This is a genomic window from Paenibacillus sp. FSL R10-2778, assembly GCF_038593035.1.
In the GTDB taxonomy this organism is placed as follows: domain Bacteria; phylum Bacillota; class Bacilli; order Paenibacillales; family Paenibacillaceae; genus Paenibacillus_AQ; species Paenibacillus_AQ odorifer.
The window spans coordinates 39,675-63,483 of record NZ_CP151956.1 but is presented as its reverse complement, the minus strand read 5'-3'; the positions used below and the strand labels follow the sequence as shown (position 1 = coordinate 63,483).

Genomic DNA, 23,809 nt, shown 5'->3' with positions numbered 1-23,809 from the left:
AATCTATGGCAGTAGAAGAAGTTATAGAACATTCCAATCCACTAAAATAAGAGAGATAAAAAAAGAAAAAAGAAGGCACAACTCTACAATATGTAAAGTTATTCCTTCTTATTTACTATTAACTATGTTACTCCTACCAGTCCAAGCCGGTGCTTTTGGCAACAGGCTCTTCCCGAAGTAGAGTATACATACCAGCGGCTTCGTCCTTGCGTGTCGTTTCGACTAGCTTTTCGACTTTGACCGTTACAAGCTTTTGTCCAAATTGCACAGTAATCTCGTCACCGATCTTAACTGCACTACTTGGCTTAGATTCCCGCCCGTTAATCAGCACCCGGCCTTGTTCGGACACATCCTTGGCCACTGTACGGCGCTTGATTAATCGGGACACTTTCAGGAATTTGTCAAGACGCATTAGTTAACGGCTTCTTTAAGCTTGTTACCAGCTTTAAATGCCGGTACAGTTGATTCTGGAATTTCAATCGTTGTGCCCGTTTGCGGGTTGCGACCAGTACGTCCTGCACGTTTACGAGTTTCGAATGTACCGAAACCGATCAGTTGAACTTTATCGCCTTTTGCCAAAGCTTCTGTGATCTCACCCAAGAATCCGTTCAATACTGCTTCTACATCTTTTTTTGCCAATCCGTTTTTCTCGGAAATGTTGTTTACCAAATCTGTCTTGTTCATAATTTAAAGTTCCTCCTAGGATACGAAAAAATAAATGAAACGAGATTCACCGCCATATTATGGGGCAAGCCGTCATTTCGTCTTTATGATATTCTTGATGTCATCTTAAAATCCTGCCACGAATCGTCGTTTTTTAAAAAAAGAAACAGTTATTTCTCAGAAATCGTCGCAGAATCTATTCTATAGCACTATTAAACTACTCGCCATAATCTAAATCAGAGATGAATGCTACTTTCACAGCATTGCCTCATCTTAAGGTCCGTATACCGTACATAGTCTGAGAAAATTACTATACTTTTCGTTCCTCAGTCTTTGCCTCCTGCCACAACTCTTCCATCTCTTCCAAGCTGCTATCTTCTACACTCATACCCTTGGCTCGCAGACTTTGCTCGATATACTGAAACCGACGCACAAATTTGCGGTTGGTCCGGGTTAAAGCTTCTTCCGGATCTGCGCCAATAAATCGGGCAACATTGGTAACAGCAAATAATAGATCGCCCAGCTCCAGGATTTGATCCTCGGCGGCTGCATCAGTATCGATGGCTTCTTGCAGCTCTTCTACTTCTTCACGAACCTTAGCTAAGCAATCCGTAGCGTTGTCCCAATCAAAGCCCACCTTGGATGCTTTTTTCTGAAGCTTGTACGCCTTCATAAGAGCGGGCAAATCACGCGGAACCCCACTGAGGGCGGATAATTCCTCTGGCTTCACGCCTTTACGCCGCTTCTCCTCTGCCTTCATGCCCTCCCAATTGATCAGAGCTTCTTCAGCGTCATTCGCATTCTTGTCACCAAATACATGGGGATGGCGGAAGATAAGCTTATCATTCAGTCCTTCTATGACGTCAAATACGTTAAACGTGCCCAGCTCCTCTTCCATTTGGGAGTGCAGCATGATCTGCAGCAAAAGGTCGCCCAGCTCCTCTTTCATATGGTCTGGGTCATCCTCATCAATCGTCTCAAGCACTTCGTAGGTTTCTTCGATTAGATTTTTACGCAAAGATTCATGAGTCTGCTCCCGATCCCACGGACAACCGTCCGGACTGCGCAAAATATCGACAATCTCATGCAAGCGAGCGAAAGTACGATTTCTTAGCTTCTCCTCACGATTCGCAGGTACATAGACCAGAGACAAATTGCCATAACCCTCAAGCCGGTCCAATTCGTATAGAGGAACAGTCACAATGTTTTCTTCGTTCTCCACGCCAAGGGCATGACCCACCACCACTTCATATTCGGGCGGATACAGCTCCATCAGACATAACTTTGTCTCCGAAGCTGTAAAGCTGTCATAAACCTGGCCAATCAGAGTATGCAATTCAGGTTGAAGCTGAGCGCTGCGAATGCCTGAAGCATCTAATAACTGGAAGCCTTCAATAGGGTCGAACCCCAGTCGCACAAACGCCTCGTCCAGAAAACTCTCCCCGCCTAATATTTGCAGTTCTATTCCTTCTTCCGGGCAACGCTGACGCAGCTGTGAAACAGCTGACTCTGCAACCATGGGGTGCCCCGGAACCGCATAGACAATATCTGTACCGTCTGCGGCGGAGCGAGCCTCTTCAATCAATTTTGAAGTAATTGCAGCATAAACCTCAGGAAACGAAGCTAATGTTTCATACAGTCCATCAAAGGATTGCGTGGCGATTTCAAGCTCGGTGAGAGCAGCCATGACTGGATGCTCTTGGGTACGAACGTAGACAACGGATGCTGCCTTCAGTTTTTTTATAATTCCTAGTGTCAGCCGATCGGGATTACCTGACCCGAGACCGACAACTGTTAATGTTGCACTCATATCTGTTCCTCCTTTTAAGCGGGTTAATTATGGAAATAATCGCAGCTTTTTGAACTTGTCCGCCAGAGACGGGCCGATGCCCGGAAGCTGGCGAAGCTCGCTTTCGCTGAGCAGCCGCAGCACCACCGCGCCTACGGCAAAGACAACGCAGCCTGCGAGCACCCCGAGCAGGCTCTGCGCCAAGCTGGCGGTGCGTCCGCCGCCGATGCCAGCGGCCGTAGCCGCGGCGCCAGTGCCCCAGCTGGCAGCTGCGGCGGCAAGAGCCAGGCCCGCTGTGAGCAGCGCGGGCCGTGCCAGGGCATCTGCGAGGCGAAGCCGCAGATGGCCCTGGCGGTACAGCAGCAGCACGTTAAGCGCTGCTGCGAACGAATGCGCAGCCACGCCAGCGATGGCCGCGCCGGTAATGCCCTGCTGCGGAACCAGCAGCAGGTTCAGGGCCGCCTTGAGCAGCGCGGCGGCCAAAAGGTGCAGGGCCGGGGCGCGCACGTAGCCGAGGCCCTGCAGGAGCGCAGCAGAGATGATGCTGACTGTACCGCCAACAGCGGTAAAAGCCAGCCAAGTCATTGTGCTGCTGCCAGCGGTATCGCCGTAAAGAGCCATATTAATCGGCTCAGCAAGCACTGCAAGGCCCGCTGAGGCCGCTAGACCTAACAGCCAGAACCAACGCAGCGACAAGCTGCAGCGGGTCTCAATCAGCTTCATATCTCCCTTGTACTTCGCTTCCGCCAAAGCTGGAATGAACACAACAGACAGTGAGGTGGCAATCATCGTTATAATCTGCACAAGTGGCAAACCCCGATTGTACACACCAAACTGGGCCATCGCAGCTACTTCACTTCCGTCAGACGACAGCAGTCGAGGCACAGTGAATACATCTACAAGACCGATAAGAGGCATAGCCAGTGCACCTAGCATTACGGGAATTCCATAAGCCAGCAGTGTACCTGCTTTAATGCCCATAAACCCTTGCTTGGAACCTAGCCCATGTCCTGCATCCAGCGCTCTTACACGCTGACTTTCGACAGCAGCAGCTTCCTGTTTTACCCTCCGGTGGTGACGTCTCAAGTACAGCAGCATAATTACAAGCCCTGCAGCTCCCCCTCCGGCAGAACCAAGCAGCGCGCCAGCAGCGATGCTCTCAGCTCCTGCTCCCTGCGAAGTGAGATATAAAAGAAGAACAATCATCACTGTAACCCGTACAGACTGCTCTACAATCTGTGACACGGCAGTAGGAACCATATTATGCAGCCCCTGAAAATACCCGCGTATGGCTGACATGACAGGGACAACTGCCAAACCCCAGGCGCTTGTCCGCAAGGCAGGCATTACATGTGAGTTACCTACCCATTCGGCAATGATGGGTGCACCTGCATAGGTGATGGCGCCGATAATCAAGCCGCTGATGCCTGTAATTAGCGCGGATAATAGTAGAATCCGGCGGCCTTCTTCATCGCGTCTCCCAGCCGAAGCTTCGGCGACAAATTTGGAGATCGCCGCAGGCAGACCTAGCATAGCTACCGTTAACAGCATTGTATACAAGGGATACACTGTGTTGTATATACCAAATACAGCATCTCCGCCTAGATTTTGCAGCGGAATTTTTTGAAGTGTGCCAATAAGCTTTGAGATAATGGCCGCGGCACTAAGGATAAATGCGCCTTGCAGCAATCGTGATGTTTGTGTATTAGATTTCATATAATACCTGCTTCTACAACTTTGATGGGATGAATTTCTATATTATAACGTATGTATGCCCACAAGTAGAAACGGTTTTGTGTAAACGACAAAACCCCGTTTGCCCTTTGTATATCTTACCAAAAGGAAAGCGGGGTCTAAATTAAGATTACTGCTCCATTTGTTTGCCCAGGAAAGCGGCAGCCGTTTCGGCCATTTTTATTTCCATTTGCGCCATCTTCGCCGAATCATCCTTGCTCACCATCACTACACAACCAATAGGATCTCCACCGGAAATGATCGGTGAGGCTACATATGAGGACACCAAATCCGGATGATCTTTAGCAATTTCATAACTGCCTTCATTGGTTTCTAACACAGTCTTACGGCTGTCCATGACTTTCTCCAGCAGCACTCCTACCTGTTTCTCCAAATAATCTTTTTTGGAGCCGCCTGCAAGGGCAATGAAGGTGTCACGATCAGCAATCATCGTAATGTGTCCAGTACCTTCGAACAATGACTCCGCGTACTCTTTTGCAAAGTCACCCAACTCACCAATCGGAGAATATTTCTTGAGGATGACTTCACCGTCCCGATCGACGAATATTTCCAGTGGGTCTCCTTCTCTAATACGAAGAGTACGTCTAATTTCTTTGGGAATAACCACGCGTCCGAGGTCATCAATACGGCGAACAATTCCAGTAGCTTTCATTTCACATGTGCCCCGCTTTCTTAAGAAGTATGGTCTTACTACTGTCCATTATGGGAAAGGATAATCCCAGTGATTTATCGTAATATCTGACCATAGTATTCATCTCTTCCCAGATCCTTATACATAAGCTGACATGTATTAATATCTGCATCAAGATAAAGGTAGTTCTACAACCGTTTCTGCGAAATAAAAAGCCATCTTCACTTTAAGTGAAGATGGCTTTTCTAAGGTAAGCTTGTCCATATTTACCGATGTTTATTCAGCCGCATCTGTAGCACTTGGAGAAGCACTTGGGGATGCGCTTGGAGCTGTAGTGGCTTCTGTTCCACTATTTGTTCCGGTTTCATCTGCGGCAGCAGAGCTTTTTGGCAGATTGATGTTCTCAATAATGGCTTCCAGATCCTTTTCCATGAACGTTTCTAGGTTCTTGGATACAATTGAGCTCTTAATGCCTTCTTTTTGCTCATCCGTTAACTGGTCGAAAGTCTTGTCTGTACGGGACTCCACCTTGATGATGTGGTAACCGTAAGAAGTTTCTACAGGATCACTGATGGTATTTAGAGGCAAGGTCTGTGCAGCCTTCTTAAACTCCTCCACATAAGTGCCTACAGCTTTATCTTTATATTCCCCGCCTGCCTCTTTAGAGCCAGTATCGTCAGAATATTCCTTAGCGATGGCTGCGAAATCAGCACCGCCATCCAGCTTCGCCTTAACTTCTTTCGCTATTTTAAGCGCTTCTTCGCTGGTACGCTCTTTGTTGTCTGCATCTGTCAGACCAATTAGCACATGACGCAGTGTGGCAACCGTAAAGTCGCCTTTAGTCGCTTCGAATTCTTTGACAACTTGATCATCAGTCACTTTAAGCAGCATATCCTGATAAACTGTCAGCACACGCTCCATATAAGTACGAATATCTTTCTCTGTAACGTCAGCATCTTTCAGTGTCTTCTTATAGGTATCGCCCAATTGTTCCTTAATGCTTGCAATTTGAGTATCGGCTTCTTTTTCCGCTTGCTTTTTCGCTTCATCCGTTGCTTGGGAAGCCAAATATTCAAAGCCCACTTCTTGCTTCAGAATGGACTCCTTAAACGCATCAATCTCTAAATATTGCGCTTGTTGTGGAGAAAGGAATTTCATGATTTTTTGATCCATTGCAAATTCCTTTTGTGTAATCGTTCCACCTTTATAAGTGGCCACAGCTTGATTATCATCCGCACTATTTCCACATGCTGCTAGCATAGAAAAGGAAACTGCCGCTGCCAATGAAACGAGCAGCACTTTCCATGATTTTGTTTTATTTAACGACATTGTGTAGTTCTCCCTTCGATTTAAAAGACTGTTTAGCTTCCTTAAGAAACTGTTCAAGCAAGTCAAGCAGCTGTTTATCACTTAAATCTTTCGATTTGACCCGGATACTGGCTTTCGCATCCCTATCAAATTGTACACGTCTTTCGAAGCTATTTCCAACTTTGGCGAGTTTCGCTGTGTCTAAAGCGCCGAGACTTCCCTCATAGAAATTCAAGGTAACATCATCTCCGCGTCTAATCATGGAATCAATGCCATACATTTTTCCATACACTTTCAGACGAGCGACCGATAGTAGATTTACCACGGCTTCAGGTAACTCACCGAACCGATCCAAGAGCTCATCTTCAAGCTCGGAAGCATCATCAAAGGAGGTTACTGCCGCCACTTTTTTATAAATTTCAATTTTTTGGATACTGTCGTAAATATACTCTGACGGCAGATACGCGTCAATCGACAAATCAATGACTGTATTGCCTTCTTTCAGGGATGTATCTTCCTCCCCAAGCACAGTAACCTTACGCTTACGAATTTCCTCCGCCAGCATTTGTGAGTACAGATCAAACCCCACGGATGCGATAAAGCCATGCTGCTCTGCACCCAGCAAGTTACCTGCACCGCGAATAGACAGATCTCGCATCGCTATTTTGAAACCAGAGCCCAGCTCCGTAAATTCCTTAATAGACTGCAGACGTTTCTCTGCAACCTCTGTCAGCACCTTGTCCCGTTGATACGTGAAATAAGCGTAAGCGATCCGATTGGACCGGCCTACACGTCCACGCAGCTGATAGAGCTGAGACAAGCCCATTTTATCCGCATCATGCACAATAAGTGTATTAACGTTCGGAATATCTACGCCCGTCTCAATAATACTTGTGCTGACGAGCACATCGTATTCTCCGTCAAGGAAATCGAGAATGGTCTTCTCGAGCTCAGATTCCGACATTTGACCATGTCCGATGCCAACTCTAGCCTCAGGAACAAGCATAGAGATTTGAGCGGCCATTTCTTGAATGCCCTGCACACGATTATAGAGATAATAGACTTGACCACCACGAGCTAATTCCCGCTCTACAGCTTCCCGCGTAAGGGTCTGGCTATGCTCCACTACATACGTTTGCACAGGGAATCTGTTCTCTGGTGGGGTCTCAATGACAGACAAATCCCGCACTCCGAGCATCGACATATGTAGCGTACGAGGAATTGGAGTTGCAGTCAGCGTAAGAACGTCTACATTTGTTTTCAGTTTTTTCAGCTTTTCTTTATGAGTCACGCCGAAACGCTGTTCTTCATCCACAATTAATAACCCCAGATCCTTGAATACAAGGTCCTGAGATAACAGACGATGTGTACCGATAACTACGTCGACAGTTCCTGCCCTAACGCCTTTAATCGTCTCGTTCTGCTCTTTACGGCTGCGGAAACGACTTAAGACCTGAATATTAAGCGGGTAATTAGCGAAACGTTCCCGGAAGGTCTCATAATGCTGCTGAGCCAAAATCGTTGTCGGGACTAGCACCGCCACCTGTTTACCTTCAATCGCTGATTTAAAAGCCGCCCGAATAGCCACTTCAGTCTTACCATACCCAACATCACCGCAAAGCAATCGGTCCATTGGCCGGTTTTGTTCCATATCCTTCTTAATCTCTTCGATAGCCCGAAGCTGATCTCGGGTCTCCTCGTAAGGGAACATTTCTTCAAATTCATGCTGTTCCTGTGTATCCTTTTCAAAACCATATCCTGCGGCACTTTGGCGCTCAGCATATAGCTTTATCAAATCATCAGCAATATTCTGAACGGAGGAACGAACCTTATTGGTCACTCGTGTCCATTCATTGCCGCCTAGTTTATATACTTTCGGCTCTTTATCTTCGGAACCGACATATTTCTGAATCAGGTCAATCTGCTCAATCGGAACTGAGAGCTTATCGCCGCCAGCATATAAAATATGCATGTAATCACGGTGAATACCGCTGACCTCAAGCGTGCCGATTCCCATATATTTTCCGATACCATGGTTCTGATGGACGACATAATCACCTATTTTCAGCTCTGTGTAACTCTTGATCCGTTCTGCATTATCTATTCCTTTGGAGATCTTCCGTGCCTTCCGCTGCTTCTGAGAGAACATTTCTCCCTCAGTTATAACAGCTAGATGAATAGAGGGCAGCTCAAAACCAGAACCCAGATTTCCTTGTACAATCATCGGCTCGTTAATGCCGTAATCATAAAGAACTCTGCGCACTCGTTCAATCCGTTCCTCACTGCTCGCAAGCATCATTACCTTAACACCGGACTTCTGCCAACGCTCCATTTCCGATTTCAACACATTCATCTGGCCATGGAAATCCTGCATTCCACGACTGATAAATCCAAGAATGTTCTGAGGCTGAATATGCGGAACCTGACGTAAAAAGATTGACATAAACAGGCTTTGGAACGGGCGCTGATACATAACAACATCCGTATCGACAGAGAGATCTAGATCCGGCAATGATTTGCCGTTTTGCAGCAAATGCAGGTTCCATTCCGATTCATCCCGTTCAAGCTGTCTCGCCGTTTCGAGCAGTCTTGTCGGCTCATCTAGAATAAGAATGGTATCCTGGGCCATGTAATCAAATAAATGAGAGCGTTCAGGATATAAAAGACTGATATATTTATAGATCTCCGGGAAATAAGTACCTTCCCGCAGCATTTCCAGCTCACGGCCAATTTCTTCCCGCAGCCTGAGCTTCGCCTGGCGATCCGCCATCTTCTCCAACTGTCGCTCCATCATAGCTGAGGCTTCAGCAGAAGCAGATTCCTGGCGCAATCTACTAGCTATAATCTCTTTAGCCGGTGTAATCTTCACACTACGTACCTTATCAATAGAACGCTGATCCACTGGATCAAAAGTTCTTATGGAATCAACCTCATCGTCAAATAACTCAACCCGATAAGCCAAAGGAGATGTCATTGGATAAAAATCAATTATTCCACCCCGTACGCTCAGTTCACCACGATTTTCAACCCGCTCTACTCTTTCATAGCCCATTTCAATCATGGACATCAAAAATTCATCCAGAGCAAGCGTTCCATCTTGGGAAACGGTGACTTGCGCCTCTGCCATAACCTCTGGGGCTGGCAGCAATCTACGCACTCCTGAGTAAGGAACTACAACAATACCACGGAAGCCCTGAGCGCATTTGGTCAGCACATCTATACGCTGAGCCAGTGTCTCTGGGCTTGATACAGCCGCTTCTGCAGCCACTAGTTCATTGGCGGGATAGAGCAGAACCCGGTCAGGAGAAAGCGCTTCCTGCAAATCATCGGCCATCTTCTGGGCCGAAAACATATTATGAGTCACTACAAGTAAGGGACGAGTTGTCTCTTCATGTAATGCTGCAAGCATAATCTGTCTAGCAGAACCTGTAAGCCCCGAAATGAGCTGCTCTTTCATACCTGCAGCAACACCATGGGTGATAGACTGGAAATCGGGATCCTTGGAAAAAGCTTCTATAAGACCTTGTAACAACAGGCGCACCTCTCTTACTAAACAGGCTAACGGTGGCATAGCCACCGTCACCTATTATGATTGGAATCGAAAAGAAGCCTCAGCTGTAACGCCAAGGCTTGCGGATGACGATAGAGACAGGCGCTTCCACCTTACTGAAGCGGACTTGTCAGCAGGCTAAGCTCCGGATTGTTCTCTAAAGCCTCCTTGCAATAGTCGCAAGTAACCTTTACCGTGATTTCACCTTCTGAATTATACGCTATTATATCTCTGCGCTCCGCAGGGGTCAAGGAATGAAGGCCCAACTGCATTTCTGTAACATCACTTCTATTAATACTGCCTAGAGATGTCTTACAGTGCCTACAAACATAGTTTATTGCCATCTATATGCCTCCTGAAGGTACTATATACCTTCAGTATGTCCGGGCAGCTTCATCTTTAGCCTTAAAAACAACAGGGTTTACAGATTAACCATTGAACTTAGCCATCGTCTGCTCGAATGAATGCTGTAAGCTGTATTCCAGTGCATCACAAGTATTAAGGATCATTTGCTTAAGCGGATCGCTTTCCTTCTTAGGAAAAGTAGAAAGAACATAATCGACAATAGCAAAACCTGGCTCAGGACGAGAAATACCCATTCGTACCCGATTGAAATTTTGTGTTCCTACATGCTGTATGATGGATTTAATTCCATTATGTCCACCAGCGCTTCCTTGATAACGCAAGCGGATTTTTCCGATTTCTGTATCCAAATCATCATAAACGACGATCATATCTTCAAGTTGAACTTTGTAATAATCCATATAAGCGCGAACGGCCTCACCGGACAAGTTCATAAAGGTCATGGGCTTAATCAATACGGTTTTGACGCCACCAATGACCCCTTCACCGAAGACGGATTTACATTTGCTCTGGTTGAAGGCAATTCCGTTCTGGGCAGCAAGCTCATCCAAAGCCATAAAGCCAACATTATGCCTTGTTTTCGCGTACTGTGTTCCGGGATTTCCCAATCCGACAATCCATTTCATTATCGAACCTTTCCTTTCCGTTCGGGCTCTCCGGCAAGAGGAGTCCGTTTTTGGTACAATAGATCTAATCTACATATCTCTGTGCAACCAGAGCGAAATTATACTCCGAAGACAGGTGATAACCCATGCCGCACAAAGGCGAATTATTGACACATCAACGCCATTTTCAGTACCACATCCAATATGCTGTGCCCGTGGAAATATACAAGGGCGACGTGCATATTGATATCGGTGTATTAACAGCGGTAGACGAAGCTTTCGTGGAGCTACAAGGGACACTATATAACCGCAGTTTATTCACCTTTGTCTCCCGTCCCGGATATTAAATCCAGTAGTTCTACCTGTAGCACGCCGATAAGGGTTACATCTCCGAGAACGGAGGTGTAACCCTTTTGTACTATTCATTCGTTATATTTATTCAATCTCGAACAATTTACTAATCGACAACTCTTCATGAACGCGGATAATTGCCTCACCCATAAGTGGAGCCACGGACAACACCTTGAGCTTAGAGGTTGGATTCGCGCTACGAATTGGAATGGTATCCGTCACGATAATTTCTTTGATTGGAGAATTCTCCAGACGCTCGTGTGCAGGACCAGACAATACTGGGTGTGTACAGCATGCGTATACTTCCTTCACGCCGCCTTCCATCAAAGCATTAGCACCAAGTACGATCGTTCCAGCGGTATCGATGATATCATCGATCAGGATGGCTGTTTTGCCTTCGATATTACCGATGATGTTCATAACTTCGCTGACGTTAGGTTCTGGACGACGCTTGTCTATAATAGCCAGTGGAGCGTTCAGGAAATCAGCAAGCTTTCTTGCACGTACTACACCGCCATGGTCCGGCGATACGACAACTGGGTTCTCGATTTGCTTGGAACGGAAATACTGAGCCAGAATCGGTACACCAAGCAAGTGATCCACTGGAATATCGAAGAATCCTTGAATCTGCATGGCATGCAGATCCATCGTGATTACACGGTGAGCGCCAGCCTTTTCAATTAGATTGGCTACCAGCTTAGCGGTAATGGGGTCACGGGAACGGGCTTTACGATCTTGACGGGCATATCCGTAGTAAGGGATAACCACGTTGATGCTTTTTGCGGAGGCACGTTTAAGCGCATCTACCATAACCAAAAGCTCCATCAGGTTATCATTTACAGGGCCACAAGTGGATTGAACAATATAAACATGGCATCCCCGAACGCTTTCTGACAGCTTGACCTGAATTTCTCCATCGCTGAAACTTGTGGTGTGTGATTCACCCATCGGAATCCCGATGTAATCAGCAATTTGACTAGCTAGCTTAGGATTGGAGTTACAGGTGAAAATCTTTAACTTGGAATCACAATAAGTCATAAAATATAAACCCTCCGTGACGGAATTTAGCTTTCCAAAGGCGCCGGCGCGGAAATATAAGTCCGTCCGGCGCTTCTTAGCAACGCTTTACGATGGACTCGAGTGGTCTTTCTTCGCTTTAGCACGGGAACGGATCTTCTCTGCATATCCCGGTTTGTTCTCTTGTCTTACTCTAGCTACAGCCAGATCGTTCTCGGAAACGGAACGTGTAATTGTCGAACCTGCTACAACAAAAGCCCCTTTGCCCACAGTAACTGGAGCAATAAGGTTAACATTACTGCCAATAAAGGCATCGTCTGCGATTGTTGTCTTGAATTTATTATACCCGTCGTAGTTAACGGTAATCGCACCGCACCCGACGTTTACATTCTTACCTACAGATGCGTCGCCAACATAACTAAGATGTGACACTTTTGAACCGTCACCAATCGTAGCATTCTTGATCTCGACGAAATCTCCAACCTTAACTTCTTCTCCAAGCACAGAGCCTGGACGCAAATAGGCAAAAGGCCCAACGGTTGTCCGTGCGCCAACTTGAGCTTGATTCAATACGGACTGCTTAATCGTTGCATCTTCCATAATCTGACAGTCTTCGATTTCACTAGCCGGTCCGATCACACAATTGTCCCCGATTACAGTCTTCCCTTTCAGGATAGTTCCTGGATAAAGCGTAGTATCTGATCCGATAACTACATCTGCTCCGATATAAGTCGAGGCTGGATCAATGATGGTCACACCGCCTAGCATGTGTTTACGATTAATACGTTGACGCATAAAGGCTTCCGCTTCGGACAAAGCTAAACGATCATTAACGCCGATAGACTCAGCTGCGTCATGGGTCTGATATCCTAGTACGGTATCCCCTTGTGAACGAAGAATCCCAATCACATCAGTCAAATAATACTCCTGCTGGTTATTACTGTTCGTTACCTTCTCGAGTGCAGCAAATAATTTAGCATTATCAAAACAATAAGTGCCTGTATTGATTTCTTGAACCGCATCTTCTTCAGTAGTGCAATCCTTCTGCTCTACAATCTTCAGAACGCCGCCATCTTCACCACGAATAATTCTTCCGTAGCCTGTAGGTTTTTCCATAACAGCTGTCAATACGGTTGCAGCCGCATTACGCTGTTCATGAAGCGCCATTAGTCCTTCCAGGGTCTCCGTGGTTACGAGTGGTGTGTCTCCACAAATAACTATAGTTGTTCCTTCTTCGCCAGCAAGTAAATCCTTTGCTTGTTTGACAGCATGGCCAGTGCCGAGCTGAGTTTCCTGCAGAACGTATTCCGCTCCTTCACCTACATAGGCCTTAACTTTCTCTGCGCCATGCCCAACAACAACAACGGTGCGCTGGCATCCGGTCGCTTTTACTGTATCAAGCACGTGCCCTACCATCGGCTTACCGCAAACGGGGTGCAGCACCTTATATAATTTAGATTTCATTCGCTTGCCTTGACCTGCGGCAAGTACTACAGCCATTCTTTTCAAGAATGCCAACCTCCTACTCTTGAACTCACTACTGAATATATCTCATTCCGGGCAAAAAGAAAAGAGAACCATGAAGTCATGGTTCTCTTTTCTATAAACCCCAAGTTAGAAAAGCATTTATCGCTGCCTTTCGAAGATGTCGTCAAATCCTTCACCAGCAATAGCTTTTCTTGCAAGATCAGGCTGCTAATTCATGAAGTGTATGTCGGTGTGATCTTATCAAAAACGGCGGATCCTACGCCACCCAAAAGGTAGCAGTCTTCCGAGGAAGCCTAAGCTCCCTCTTCAATAACTTCTTCTTCTTCCGTAGCGGCGCGATCGTACTCGGCCAGAACCGCGGATTGAATCTTCTCGCGTGTTCCCGAAGAGATCGGGTGCGCGATATCGCGGAATTCGCCGTCCGGTGTACGCTTGCTGGGCATTGCAACAAACATCCCATTATTGCCATCGATGACGCGAATGTCATGAACAACAAACTCGTTATCGATGGTAATGGATGCGATTGCTTTCATTCTCCCCTCAGAGTTAACGCGGCGGAGTCTGACATCCGTAATTTGCATGTGTGTGTTCACCACCTTTTTCCATCAGAGACTTGGTGTATAATTCCACACAGCAAAGCGAATTCCTTCTTTTTGATTCCATAAAATACCTAAAAAAGAAATATATTTTTTGGGATATGTTGTTTTCGACATACATCGAGTAGTTTTCTTAATATTCCTTACGTTTTCGACAATTTCCACGCTTTTTGAAAATGTAAGAGAATGGCTAATCAAGAGGAAAAGTAGTTGCCCGGATGCGCCGAAATTCTCCGCTCTTTCGAGTCTACTTCACTTAGTTTTACCAAGGACACGTAATCGTGCAACAGACGCTCTTCCGTCTCTACAGCGCCTGATTCCACTAAAACGCCTACCCCAGCAACCTCGGCATTAAATTCACCGAGCAGATCGACCATACCACGTACAGTCCCTCCCGCCTTCATGAAGTCATCTACGATAAGTACTCGCGATTTCTCCTTGAGTGCACGTCTGGAGAGAGACATTGTGTGTATGCTTTTATGAGATCCTGATACGTAGTTAATACTTACTGCTGATCCCTCTGTAACCTGATGGTCACGTCGCACAAGCACTACCGGCAAGCCTAGCTGCGCTGCTGTTGCATAGGCTAGTGGAATGCCTTTCGTTTCAACGGTCATCACCACATCGATTTCCGATCCGTAAAAGGCCGTTGCGATGATCTTACCCGCCTGTTCCATCAAAGACGGCAACCCAAGTAGATCCGACATATACAAATAACCGCCAGGCAATATCCGGTCAGTCTGCTCTAGCTGCACACATAAGCGCTGCACAAAGGTAAGCGCCATATCTTTAGGCATAACCGGGATATAACGTACTCCACCCGCTGCACCAGCTAAAGTCTGCAGCTCTCCGATGCCTTCACCTTCAAATACTTCTTTTATGATTGCCAAATCTTCACTGATGGAGGATTTAGCCGCTCCATAGCGATCGGCAAATATAGACAGCGGCAGTAGTTCATGCGGCCGCTCAAGTAAAAACTGAGTCATGTCTACCAAACGTTGGCTTCTTTTTAATTTCTTCACGGAATGCTCCTCGCCAAAACCGAATATTTTAGAAAAATATATCACTTTTGTACGGGTTTACACAAGAGAAGCAGACTAATTCAGTGATCTCACTGCGTAGACTTCCTTGCAGAACCCTCGCAGCCCGTTGTAAATCCTTGCTACTTTAGACTGCTTGGACACTAATCCGAATACGGTAGGTCCACTGCCTGACATCAGTACGCCATCTGCTCCAAGCTTTATCATCGCTTCCTTAAGCTGCTGAACTTCTGGATGCAGCTTTAGGGTAACATCTTCAAGCACGTTGCCCAGATGGTTGCACACGCCCCCAAAGTCTCCAGCTTCTATCGCTTGCTGCATCTTTCGAGCAGAAGGATGAACCGCTATATTATTGCTCCGAACGCGTCCATACACTTCTGCAGTCGATACATTGATCGGTGGTTTCGCCAACACAACCCAGCATTGTGGCGGGTTATTGATTGGTGTCAGCTTTTCGCCTCGTCCTGTAGCCAAGGCTGTGCCGCCTGTGACGCAGAAAGGTACATCAGAACCCAGCTCAGCGCCAAGCTCCTGTAGCTCCTGCGCAGGAATACCCAGACGCCACAGACGGTTTAGACCGCGTAGCGTAGCTGCGGCATCACTGCTGCCGCCAGCCAGGCCAGCCGCAACCGGAATTCTTTTATCCAGATGGATATGTACCCCACTCTTCACGTTATAACGGTCTTTAATAAGCCTTGCCGCCTGGAAAGCTAAATTTTTCTCGTCCAGGGGAATATAACCAGCCTGACTTGATATTATAATAGTATCCCTTGGCAGCTCAGACAGCTCTAAGCGGTCTGCTAAATCTACCATGGTCATAATCATTTCCACCTCATGAAAACCGTCAGCACGTTTGTGCAGCACATCCAGCATCAAATTAATTTTAGCTGGTGCCTTTTCATACATTTTCAAGGCGTTCACCCACCTTCAGCTTTTCCCGTAAAAACAACTTAACATATTATATGAGAAACTTCTAATGAAGTCCAATAATAAAAGGGTGTCGCCATTTAGACGCACCCTTTTTCAGTAATATTCAATTTATAGCCTAAAATTTAAGATTTCCGCGCAGCCTGTTCAGCAAGCTGTATCGCTTTTTTCACCATGTTGCCAGCGTCTTGAGTTGTAATTCCACCCCAGCCCTCACGTTCCACGGTTTCATAAAAACCCAGCTCCTTGGCTAACTCTGTCTTCAGTTCCTCCGACATCATGCCTCGTTTTCTGCGGCTCATTACGGAATTCCTCCCTTATGAAAATAAATGATTAACCCGTTGCCCAATTAGTATGCTTGCTTAGCACACGGATCATGCACCAAATATTTGTCCCAAAAAACGCAAACAAAAAACAGCCTCCAAGGGAGACTGTTCGTGAAACATTAAGCTTTAATATACATAATCCGCATCTGCCCATCGTCTTCACAAACTGTGATTTCCACAGATTCAGTAAGTATATCGGCATAGCTATAGGAGACTCGCTTAAAAGTTTGCTGCTCCTGATCCAGTTTGACAATAAATACAGAAGGGTACGTTTCTTCCAGGACACCTGTGCGTTCAACGGTTTTACGACGACCTCCGTTTGCACGCAATGTGATCTTATGACCGACGTGAGCTTCAAGACTGCGTTTGATTTCCAACAGCGCGTTATTAGCCATTACCTGACGACCACCTCTTTTCTTGTCCATTATACAACTTTTTCAGGACAATGTCAAAGCAAATAAATAATTAATTATAGTTGATGCATATTTCGTTGTCAACGGAATTTTTTTGCGAGAAATCAGCGCCGGACTAATATCCTTGTTATCTGTAATATAGGCATTACAAAGAAAAAAAGAAAGGGTTAAGCTCAGCGCTCACCCTTTCTTTCGGATATTCTATTCAGCCCATTCAAATTACCTATATTCCTGACACCATAGACCTATCTCTGCCGCTTAAATGGCTGATGGTGTCACTTTTAGCGCCGACAGATTCTGCAGTCGCGGCATTCCGATGCGGAAGCTGCCACGGGTCTCAACACCACCAATACCCTGATTTCCGCTGATGGTATTATTCAGAACATCGCTAAGATTTACAGTATCCCTGATGGAAGTAAAGGATGATTTTGCTGCTACATACACGGGATCCAGAGCATGGATCAAAATTCGACCAGGTGAACTGGCAAAATTAGCTCCAGCTCCAAGTAATGCCTCGAAATGAGATTGACAAGCACCGGCAACAATAGTCAACGCATCAAAATTCCGCTCATACTCCCTAGCTACCCTAATAGCAGCTATAAAGTTTTGCGAATTTTTATAGCTATTCAGACTATACAGATCGTAAGTATGCTGTTGCTTCAGTACCCCATCATGACCAGTGATCACTACAATATCTGGGCGTACACGGGGCAACAGCCGGTATAACGTATCAGCCATTGCAGATTCATGAACATGATGCCCTTCAGCGGGAATCCGCAGCTGCTCGTATAAGCTAAGGCTCTTATTCAAATATGCCGGATCGCCATCCAGATGCAGTACTTTACCTGGCACTTCAAAATAAGGAGCTTCCTTGGACGGTGGAGCCCATGTCCCCTCTGTTAGGGTTCCCCCGCTCCGCTGACTTTGCTCCTGACGGTCCTTCCGCAGCTGTGTCAGTGATTCCTTCGCTTTGATCTGTGCTTGCTGTCCCCGTTCCGTTATTCGGGTAGGAGGCACTTGAACCAGGTCATCCAGAGGAGAATCCGCCAACAGGCGGAAATCTGTGCCTTTAATGACGGCTCTATCCTGCACAATATTATCTACACGAAATGTTAAATCACCGCCATAAGATTTGCGAACGACCAAGTCTCCTAAATTCATTACAACCACCACCTCTACCCCATCGTATGGGCAAAGGCCTCAGTTGGTTCATAACTCAACATATTTTTAAAATATAAGAATGTATAATGCTCCACCAGAATAACATCCTTATATTTCTACGAGAAACGGTTGTCGTCCTTAAGACAACAACCGTTTCCTATTGCTTATTCAATTCCAGCGGCTAGCAAAACACCGCTTAAGCGGGCGTATTCTTCAAGACTGAGTGTTTCTCCGCGACGGGTCGGTTCAATACCCGCTTCTGCGAGTAAAGCCTCCAGCTGCTCACGTCCTTGTTCAGGGAAGTAGCGAGCCTTCAGATTGTTAGCAATCGTCTTGCGGCGCTGTGTGAAAGAAGCGTGAACCACTTCAAAGAAATGCTTCTCACTCTCCACCTTTACCGGAGGATGCTCTCTAACCTTCAGACGAATAACAGCAGACTCCACATTAGGTTGAGGGATGAATACCGTACGTGGCACGATACAGACGAGCTCAGGCTCGCTGTAGTACTGCACGGCAATGCTAAGACTTCCGTATTCCTTTCCACCTGGAGATGCAGCCATACGCTCCGCAACCTCCTTCTGAATCATTACAACGATGTTATCAAGGGGAAGCTTCTCTTCGAGCAGCTTCATCAGAATCGGAGTAGTCACATAATAAGGCAGGTTAGCAACCACACTGACCTTGTTCACAGTGGTGAAATCTTCCTTGAACATTTCCTGCAAGTTCACATTGAGGACATCATCGTTACGAACCTTAACATGGGGATAGGGGGAAAGTACGTCTTTTAATATTGGAATCAGTCTACGGTCAATCTCTACGGCAGTTACAGCACCCGCTGTTAGTGCCAGACGCTCCGTCAGCGCTCCAATTCCCGGCCCGATCTCCAGCGCCCCAGAATCGCTATCTAGTCCAGCAGCGTCTACAATCTTGTCCAAAATATTTTGATCAATCAAAAAATTTTGTCCCAGGCTTTTCTTGAACTTGAATCCATAACGTTGAATAATCTCTTTGGTCCGTTTTGGAGTCGAAATTTCCTCTCTACCACTCATGAAGTAATGCCTCCCTGATCAATTTGGGCGAGAGCCCCGGCAAATTCCTCCCGCGTAATCCCAAACATCGCCAGCCGCTTGTACAGCTGTTTGCCGTTACAATATCCGATTCCAAGCAAATTACCAAGCGCCATACGTCTTTCAGCAGCCCGAGGGTGTACAAGCATTCCAGCGGCCATAAGATCATCAATACCAATCAAAGCAGGTGCTCCTTCAAAAGAGGTATGTACATTACGCAGCGCATGACGAATCGCCTCTGGCGATGCATTCTCTACACCGATATCCCCTTTTCGAGTTGCGTCCTTCTCTGGAATAAAAGCATGCTTGCAGCCCGGCACCTTCGCTGAAACGATTTTACGAATTCGCTCCCCAGCATGGTCCGGGTCCGTAAGAATAATAACCCCTCTACGTTCCATAGCAAGCGCGATCTTAGCAATTACAGTCCGGTTTACAGCAGAGCCGCCTGTCTCAATGGTATCCGCTTCTACAGCACGCTTAATGGCTACGGTATCGCTTTTGCCTTCAACGACGATTAATTCCTTAATCATATTTCTTGACTCCTTCCAAAAAAAGCAAAAAGAAGAGGATTCGCTCCTCTTCTTTTGGTTAAAGAATGTATAAGTGATGAGCGGTTGCTCTGCGATCAACGAAATGATCATCCAGCGTTCCTTAACGGTTATCATCACTATAGCTTATCAAAGGATTTTTTGCAAAAGCTTCAGTTCTAGTTAAGCTCAGGTTTCACAGGTCCAATCACATAAACGGTACGTGATTTACGGCCGAAATTACGAGCATGGCTCAGGGAATCATAATAGACATCCACTTTATTGCCTTTAATGGCACCGCCAGTATCCTCTGCACGGCGGAATCCAAGCCCATCGATATAAACCCACCAGCCAATAGGAATTACATTCGGATCTACTGCAATTGTACGACCTTCCGTTACGCGTGTTCCGGAGGCAGTTTTAGTACCTATCCCTGGCTCTTCTGACGAATAAGCTGTCATGGAGACGTTCTTAATCATCTTCTTGTACTCAAAGTCTACGCCAGCCTTGCTTGTGACGTTCTTAGTCTTAGCGCTAACTTTAGTCGTTTTGGAGGTAGTGCTTGATTTGGAAGTTGTTGTAGCTTTAGCAACTACAGTAGGCTTAGGAAGTGCTTTAGTACCAACGGCAATGATCTTATCTTTTGTTACCGTTTGTACTTCCTTGCCGATCATGCGCATAGAGGCCAGTTCTCCGTCTTGATAGATCTTTTCAATATGCTGAACCATGACGCCTGGTTTGCCTGCCTGTGCCACTCTAACTGTTCCCACAGTAAGGGAGGGATCTGCTGTCTTAATAACACGGAAAGGTAAGTTAGTTGTTCGCTGTACCGTTTGCTTGTTGATACGAACGATCTTAATCTCCATGTCAGCAGAGATGGTGGTGTCTAACGAAGGAAAAATCTTATCATAGCCTTCTAGGTTGATACCCAGTTTGTCAATCGCTTGACCGATAGTGTCTTCGGTCGTATATAACGTTTTTGTTGCTCCGTCCGCAGTAAGGCTAAATTTCTGCGCACGATTGATAACGACACGGTCACCGTCTTTTATTTCATCACTCAGACCTAAAGATAATTCATCATGCGGCTGCAGCGAAATTTGCTCTTTCTCCAACACATCACCAAGAAGTGCTTCTCGCGTTTCAAGTGTCTGTGTTTGCCCGTCTATTACTAAAACTAATTGTTTATTACTTTGACCGTGTACGTACAGCAGAATTAACAGCGCGATTGCGATTGAAATCACACCTGCAAGTAAAAGTACGCGAGTATTTACTTGCTCCCACCGTAATGCGAAAGACCTGCTGGATGACTGCGAATCATGGGATACCTCTGGTTGGAATAAGCCCATTCTCTCCATCCTCCTTACATAGCCTCGTCGTCAATTTGTATATCATGAGGACTGAATTTCTTTGACGAAACTATTTGAGATTGTCACAGGATACGCACGTATTAACTTAGCGTCTCCTGCTCATGGATCGCCTGCTCGGCACAGCTACTCCCACACCTGTTATATAACAGTATGCGGGCAACATTCAGTTTATTCAAAAATAAAGAAGCCTAAAAAGAGTTCTCTTGAGGACTCTTTCGTGGCTTCTCCGATGTCAGAATACGCGGGAATGTTTGTGCACGAGGTTGCCTCTCTTACTTGCGCTTACGGGGTTAGCTGTCGGGTTCGGACGAAAGAGAGACGCCCTATTTCAGGTCACCCGCTCACGGCGGTTGCCCTTAAATTCACCCCAAAGACCACGTGAAGAAATCAAATATTGTTCTGCGGCAATTCCTAGTCGTATTCAAGATACAGGCATGCGGCAGTTCAATATTGGTTCCCCCGTTCTCCATACGGAGACTCAGCGAGACGATCCATGAATCAATGGCTGTCACAATAACAACAGCTCACATCACTGAAAAGATGATATCCTGTTTTGATGCATGTTGTAAAGGACGATTCAACCACGTTTACGCAAATATATGGTTAAAATATTGTAATAATCAGCCGTTTTTATATTAAAAAAGTTTAATATATCGGCCATTCTCTATTTTTCACCCGTTTTACTCCTGTTTTCAGACAATCCCAAATCGTTCCAGTGCGTTCGCATACGTAATTTTAGCCAATTCTTCCCATGTTAACCCTTTAATTTCAGCCGCAGCCTCTGCTACTAACTTCACATGAGCACTCTCATTTCGCTTGCCTCGGAAGGGGTGTGGAGTCAAATATGGAGCGTCTGTTTCGATCAATAATCTGTCCAATGGCGTCTGTGCAAGCACCTCTTTAGGCACTCTGGCATTTTTGAACGTGATCGGTCCTCCAAATGACAAATGAAATCCTAGATCTAGACACATTTTTGCGGTTTCCCAGCTGCCTGAGAAAGAATGCATTACGCCACCAATTTCATTTGCTTTTTCCTCCCGTAAAATCCGTACGACATCTTCATGGGCATCACGGTCATGTATACAGATTGGCATTTTTAGTTCACGGGCTAGTCCAATTTGTTTGCGGAAGACCTCCTGCTGCACATCCTTGGGAGAGGTATCCCAATAATAATCCAACCCAATCTCTCCGATGGCCACCACTTTCTCATGGCTGCAAAGAGAGGCGATCCAATCGAGGTCCCCCTCTTTCATATCAATCGCATCCTGTGGATGCCAGCCCACCGCTGCATAAATATAATCATAAGATTCAGCCAGCTTCATCGTTGAAGGGATCGTTTCCCGATTAAATCCAATATTGATCATCTTGCTAACTCCGGCCTCTACTGCACGAGCTATAACTTCCTCGCGATCCTCGTCGAATTGAGGCGCATCTAAATGTGTATGTGTGTCGAACAGATACATTTTAAAGCTCACTCCTTGTTGTTTTTATCAATAGTTCCATAAATATTTGTATTATTTTGCAAAAATCTCTGCTACAGAAGAGGGCAACCGTGTAAGGGCTTTTTTCAGCTTATCCTGTGGGAAATATAGGTGATATCTGCCACGATGAATCCCGCTTATTGAGCGTACAATATCCGATACCTCTGAAATTTCCCGCAATTGCTCATTGCGGTCAAGCAGTAAAATTTGATTATTGTCGAAGGCTGCTCCTGGACGGAACACATCATAAGGCAAATCTGTCGGATAATCAATCTCTAAGTCATATTCTGGGTTAAGTCCCGCTCCCGCAAAACTGCTGCGGATTTCCGTAATCATATCTGTATCCAAATTCTCGATCTCTACATATTTATACAGTTTACGATGAATAAAACGGGTACACAAGTCGCTTAATAACTCATCTTCTTCAAGGGTCCATTGCATAAAGGCAGTCTGTACCAGTGCCTCATCAAGCATTAAATATTGCTTCACTGTTACTTCTCCTCGAAAGAGATCTTCCAGCGGAGCGATCATAAAGCGAAATTTGTACTCCTCTTGGAACAATTCTTTAGCTCTACGGAAGATTTGACGCAAAATAATTTCAGAGCTGCGCGTCACCGGATGAAAATATACCTGCCAGTACATTTGATAACGCGACATTAAATAATCTTCAATGGCATGCATACCTGATTCTTTTACTACAATCCGCCCATTATAAGGACGAAGCATTCTCAAAATCCGATCAATATCGATGGTTCCATAGTTTACACCTGTATAGTACGCATCACGCAGCAAATAATCCATACGATCAGCATCCAGCGGACTGGAAACCAAATTGACAACAATTTCATGCTCATATGTCTTAGAGATAACTGAGGCTACTTTACGAGGAAAATCTTCCTCCACATCACGCAATATTTCGGTGATCTCCGTGTCCTCCAAAATAATTCGGCAGGTCCAATCCTCATGGTTCATTTCAAAAGCTTCTTCTATAGAATGTGAAAATGGACCATGCCCTAAATCATGCAGCAAAGCCGCACACAAAGTAAGCAAACTTTCTTCAGGAATCCAATCCTTATACCCGCTGCGCTCAAATTGCGAAATGATTCGGCGTGTAATTTCATATACTCCTAAAGAATGAGAAAAACGACTATGCTCTGCACCATGAAAAGTGAGATATGAGGTACCTAACTGGCGAATCCGGCGTAAACGCTGAAATTCTTTTGTATTAATTAGTCGCCAAATAATCGTATCCTGTACGTGAATATAATTATGAACGGGATCCTTGAAAACTTTTTCTTCCGTGAGCGGCTGCTTCATGAGATCAACTCCTTCTAATAATTTAATATGATTTTAACTAATATCAGTATATAATAAGTAATTATGT

At 45.8% G+C, this 23,809-nt stretch carries 23 protein-coding genes and 1 riboswitch; of the genes, 1 reads left to right on the top strand and 22 read right to left on the bottom strand.

Going from position 1 to position 23,809, the window contains the following annotated elements:
* Positions 1-133: 133 nt before the first annotated feature.
* From NST40_RS00290 to pth, 9 genes are all read right to left on the bottom strand, one after another.
* Positions 134-412 (bottom strand): RNA-binding S4 domain-containing protein, encoded by a 279-nt coding sequence (locus tag NST40_RS00290; RefSeq protein ID WP_076130073.1) that lies wholly within the window; start codon positions 410-412, stop codon positions 134-136.
* The gene (locus NST40_RS00285) at positions 412-684 is read right to left on the bottom strand and encodes an HU family DNA-binding protein (RefSeq protein WP_036678778.1); all 273 of its coding nucleotides are present in this window, start codon (positions 682-684) and stop codon (positions 412-414) included. Before NST40_RS00285 ends, NST40_RS00290 begins: the two co-directional genes overlap by 1 nt.
* A gap of 289 nt (positions 685-973) precedes the next feature.
* Entirely contained in the window at positions 974-2,473 is a 1,500-nt protein-coding gene (gene mazG / locus NST40_RS00280) for a nucleoside triphosphate pyrophosphohydrolase (RefSeq protein WP_076277928.1), read from the bottom strand.
* Between the two features lie 27 nt (positions 2,474-2,500).
* A complete protein-coding gene (locus tag NST40_RS00275; protein ID WP_076218448.1) occupies positions 2,501-4,168 on the bottom strand; it encodes a polysaccharide biosynthesis protein in 1,668 nt (555 codons plus the stop codon).
* Positions 4,169-4,316: 148 nt separating this feature from the next.
* Complete coding sequence (gene spoVT / locus NST40_RS00270; RefSeq protein WP_036678783.1) at positions 4,317-4,859, bottom strand: stage V sporulation protein T; 543 nt, start codon at positions 4,857-4,859, stop codon at positions 4,317-4,319.
* Between the two features lie 255 nt (positions 4,860-5,114).
* Positions 5,115-6,167 carry a peptidylprolyl isomerase gene (locus NST40_RS00265; RefSeq protein WP_076186806.1) on the bottom strand — a complete coding sequence of 351 codons (1,053 nt, stop codon included), beginning with the start codon at positions 6,165-6,167 and terminating at the stop codon, positions 5,115-5,117.
* The gene (gene mfd, locus NST40_RS00260; RefSeq protein WP_038568019.1) at positions 6,154-9,678 is read right to left on the bottom strand and encodes a transcription-repair coupling factor; all 3,525 of its coding nucleotides are present in this window, start codon (positions 9,676-9,678) and stop codon (positions 6,154-6,156) included. Before mfd ends, NST40_RS00265 begins: the two co-directional genes overlap by 14 nt.
* A 131-nt stretch (positions 9,679-9,809) precedes the next feature.
* The gene (locus NST40_RS00255) at positions 9,810-10,040 is read right to left on the bottom strand and encodes an anti-sigma-F factor Fin family protein (protein WP_036678789.1); all 231 of its coding nucleotides are present in this window, start codon (positions 10,038-10,040) and stop codon (positions 9,810-9,812) included.
* 84 nt (positions 10,041-10,124) lie between these two features.
* The gene (gene pth / locus NST40_RS00250) at positions 10,125-10,685 is read right to left on the bottom strand and encodes an aminoacyl-tRNA hydrolase (protein ID WP_076218449.1); all 561 of its coding nucleotides are present in this window, start codon (positions 10,683-10,685) and stop codon (positions 10,125-10,127) included.
* Between the two features lie 125 nt (positions 10,686-10,810).
* Between pth and NST40_RS00245 the strand changes: the two genes are divergently transcribed.
* Positions 10,811-11,011 carry a hypothetical protein gene (locus NST40_RS00245; protein WP_036678792.1) on the top strand — a complete coding sequence of 67 codons (201 nt, stop codon included), beginning with the start codon at positions 10,811-10,813 and terminating at the stop codon, positions 11,009-11,011.
* An 88-nt stretch (positions 11,012-11,099) separates the two neighbouring features.
* On the opposite strand, the gene NST40_RS00240 is transcribed toward NST40_RS00245, so the two are convergent.
* From NST40_RS00240 to NST40_RS00180, 13 genes are all read right to left on the bottom strand, one after another.
* Positions 11,100-12,053 (bottom strand): ribose-phosphate diphosphokinase, encoded by a 954-nt coding sequence (locus tag NST40_RS00240; RefSeq protein ID WP_036678796.1) that lies wholly within the window; start codon positions 12,051-12,053, stop codon positions 11,100-11,102.
* Between the two features lie 87 nt (positions 12,054-12,140).
* Positions 12,141-13,541 (bottom strand): bifunctional UDP-N-acetylglucosamine diphosphorylase/glucosamine-1-phosphate N-acetyltransferase GlmU, encoded by a 1,401-nt coding sequence (gene glmU / locus NST40_RS00235; protein WP_342410308.1) that lies wholly within the window; start codon positions 13,539-13,541, stop codon positions 12,141-12,143.
* Positions 13,542-13,813: 272 nt separating this feature from the next.
* On the bottom strand, positions 13,814-14,101 hold the full coding sequence (gene spoVG / locus NST40_RS00230) for a septation regulator SpoVG (protein WP_020425826.1): 288 nt from the start codon (positions 14,099-14,101) through the stop codon (positions 13,814-13,816).
* A 209-nt stretch (positions 14,102-14,310) separates the two neighbouring features.
* The gene (gene purR, locus NST40_RS00225; protein ID WP_036678807.1) at positions 14,311-15,138 is read right to left on the bottom strand and encodes a pur operon repressor; all 828 of its coding nucleotides are present in this window, start codon (positions 15,136-15,138) and stop codon (positions 14,311-14,313) included.
* Positions 15,139-15,213: 75 nt separating this feature from the next.
* Positions 15,214-16,068: a 4-(cytidine 5'-diphospho)-2-C-methyl-D-erythritol kinase gene (gene ispE / locus NST40_RS00220; protein WP_076138497.1), complete on the bottom strand. Its 855-nt coding sequence runs from the start codon at positions 16,066-16,068 to the stop codon at positions 15,214-15,216.
* 140 nt (positions 16,069-16,208) lie between these two features.
* Complete coding sequence (locus NST40_RS00215) at positions 16,209-16,385, bottom strand: small, acid-soluble spore protein, alpha/beta type (protein WP_036678812.1); 177 nt, start codon at positions 16,383-16,385, stop codon at positions 16,209-16,211.
* A gap of 143 nt (positions 16,386-16,528) precedes the next feature.
* A complete protein-coding gene (locus NST40_RS00210) occupies positions 16,529-16,804 on the bottom strand; it encodes a Veg family protein (RefSeq protein ID WP_019914493.1) in 276 nt (91 codons plus the stop codon).
* A 276-nt stretch (positions 16,805-17,080) separates the two neighbouring features.
* Positions 17,081-17,983, bottom strand: a complete 903-nt coding sequence (yabG, locus tag NST40_RS00205) for a sporulation peptidase YabG (protein WP_036678813.1) — start codon at positions 17,981-17,983, stop codon at positions 17,081-17,083.
* A gap of 164 nt (positions 17,984-18,147) precedes the next feature.
* The gene (rsmA, locus tag NST40_RS00200; protein ID WP_036678815.1) at positions 18,148-19,032 is read right to left on the bottom strand and encodes a 16S rRNA (adenine(1518)-N(6)/adenine(1519)-N(6))-dimethyltransferase RsmA; all 885 of its coding nucleotides are present in this window, start codon (positions 19,030-19,032) and stop codon (positions 18,148-18,150) included.
* The gene (gene rnmV, locus NST40_RS00195) at positions 19,029-19,580 is read right to left on the bottom strand and encodes a ribonuclease M5 (protein ID WP_036678817.1); all 552 of its coding nucleotides are present in this window, start codon (positions 19,578-19,580) and stop codon (positions 19,029-19,031) included. Before rnmV ends, rsmA begins: the two co-directional genes overlap by 4 nt.
* 176 nt (positions 19,581-19,756) lie before the next feature.
* A complete protein-coding gene (locus NST40_RS00190; RefSeq protein ID WP_076105834.1) occupies positions 19,757-20,923 on the bottom strand; it encodes a 3D domain-containing protein in 1,167 nt (388 codons plus the stop codon).
* A 285-nt stretch (positions 20,924-21,208) separates the two neighbouring features.
* A riboswitch (cyclic di-AMP (ydaO/yuaA leader) is annotated at positions 21,209-21,438 on the bottom strand.
* 198 nt (positions 21,439-21,636) lie between these two features.
* Positions 21,637-22,407 carry a TatD family hydrolase gene (locus tag NST40_RS00185; RefSeq protein WP_036678823.1) on the bottom strand — a complete coding sequence of 257 codons (771 nt, stop codon included), beginning with the start codon at positions 22,405-22,407 and terminating at the stop codon, positions 21,637-21,639.
* Positions 22,408-22,458: 51 nt separating this feature from the next.
* The gene (locus tag NST40_RS00180) at positions 22,459-23,742 is read right to left on the bottom strand and encodes an HD domain-containing protein (RefSeq protein ID WP_076218451.1); all 1,284 of its coding nucleotides are present in this window, start codon (positions 23,740-23,742) and stop codon (positions 22,459-22,461) included.
* Positions 23,743-23,809: the final 67 nt, after the last annotated feature.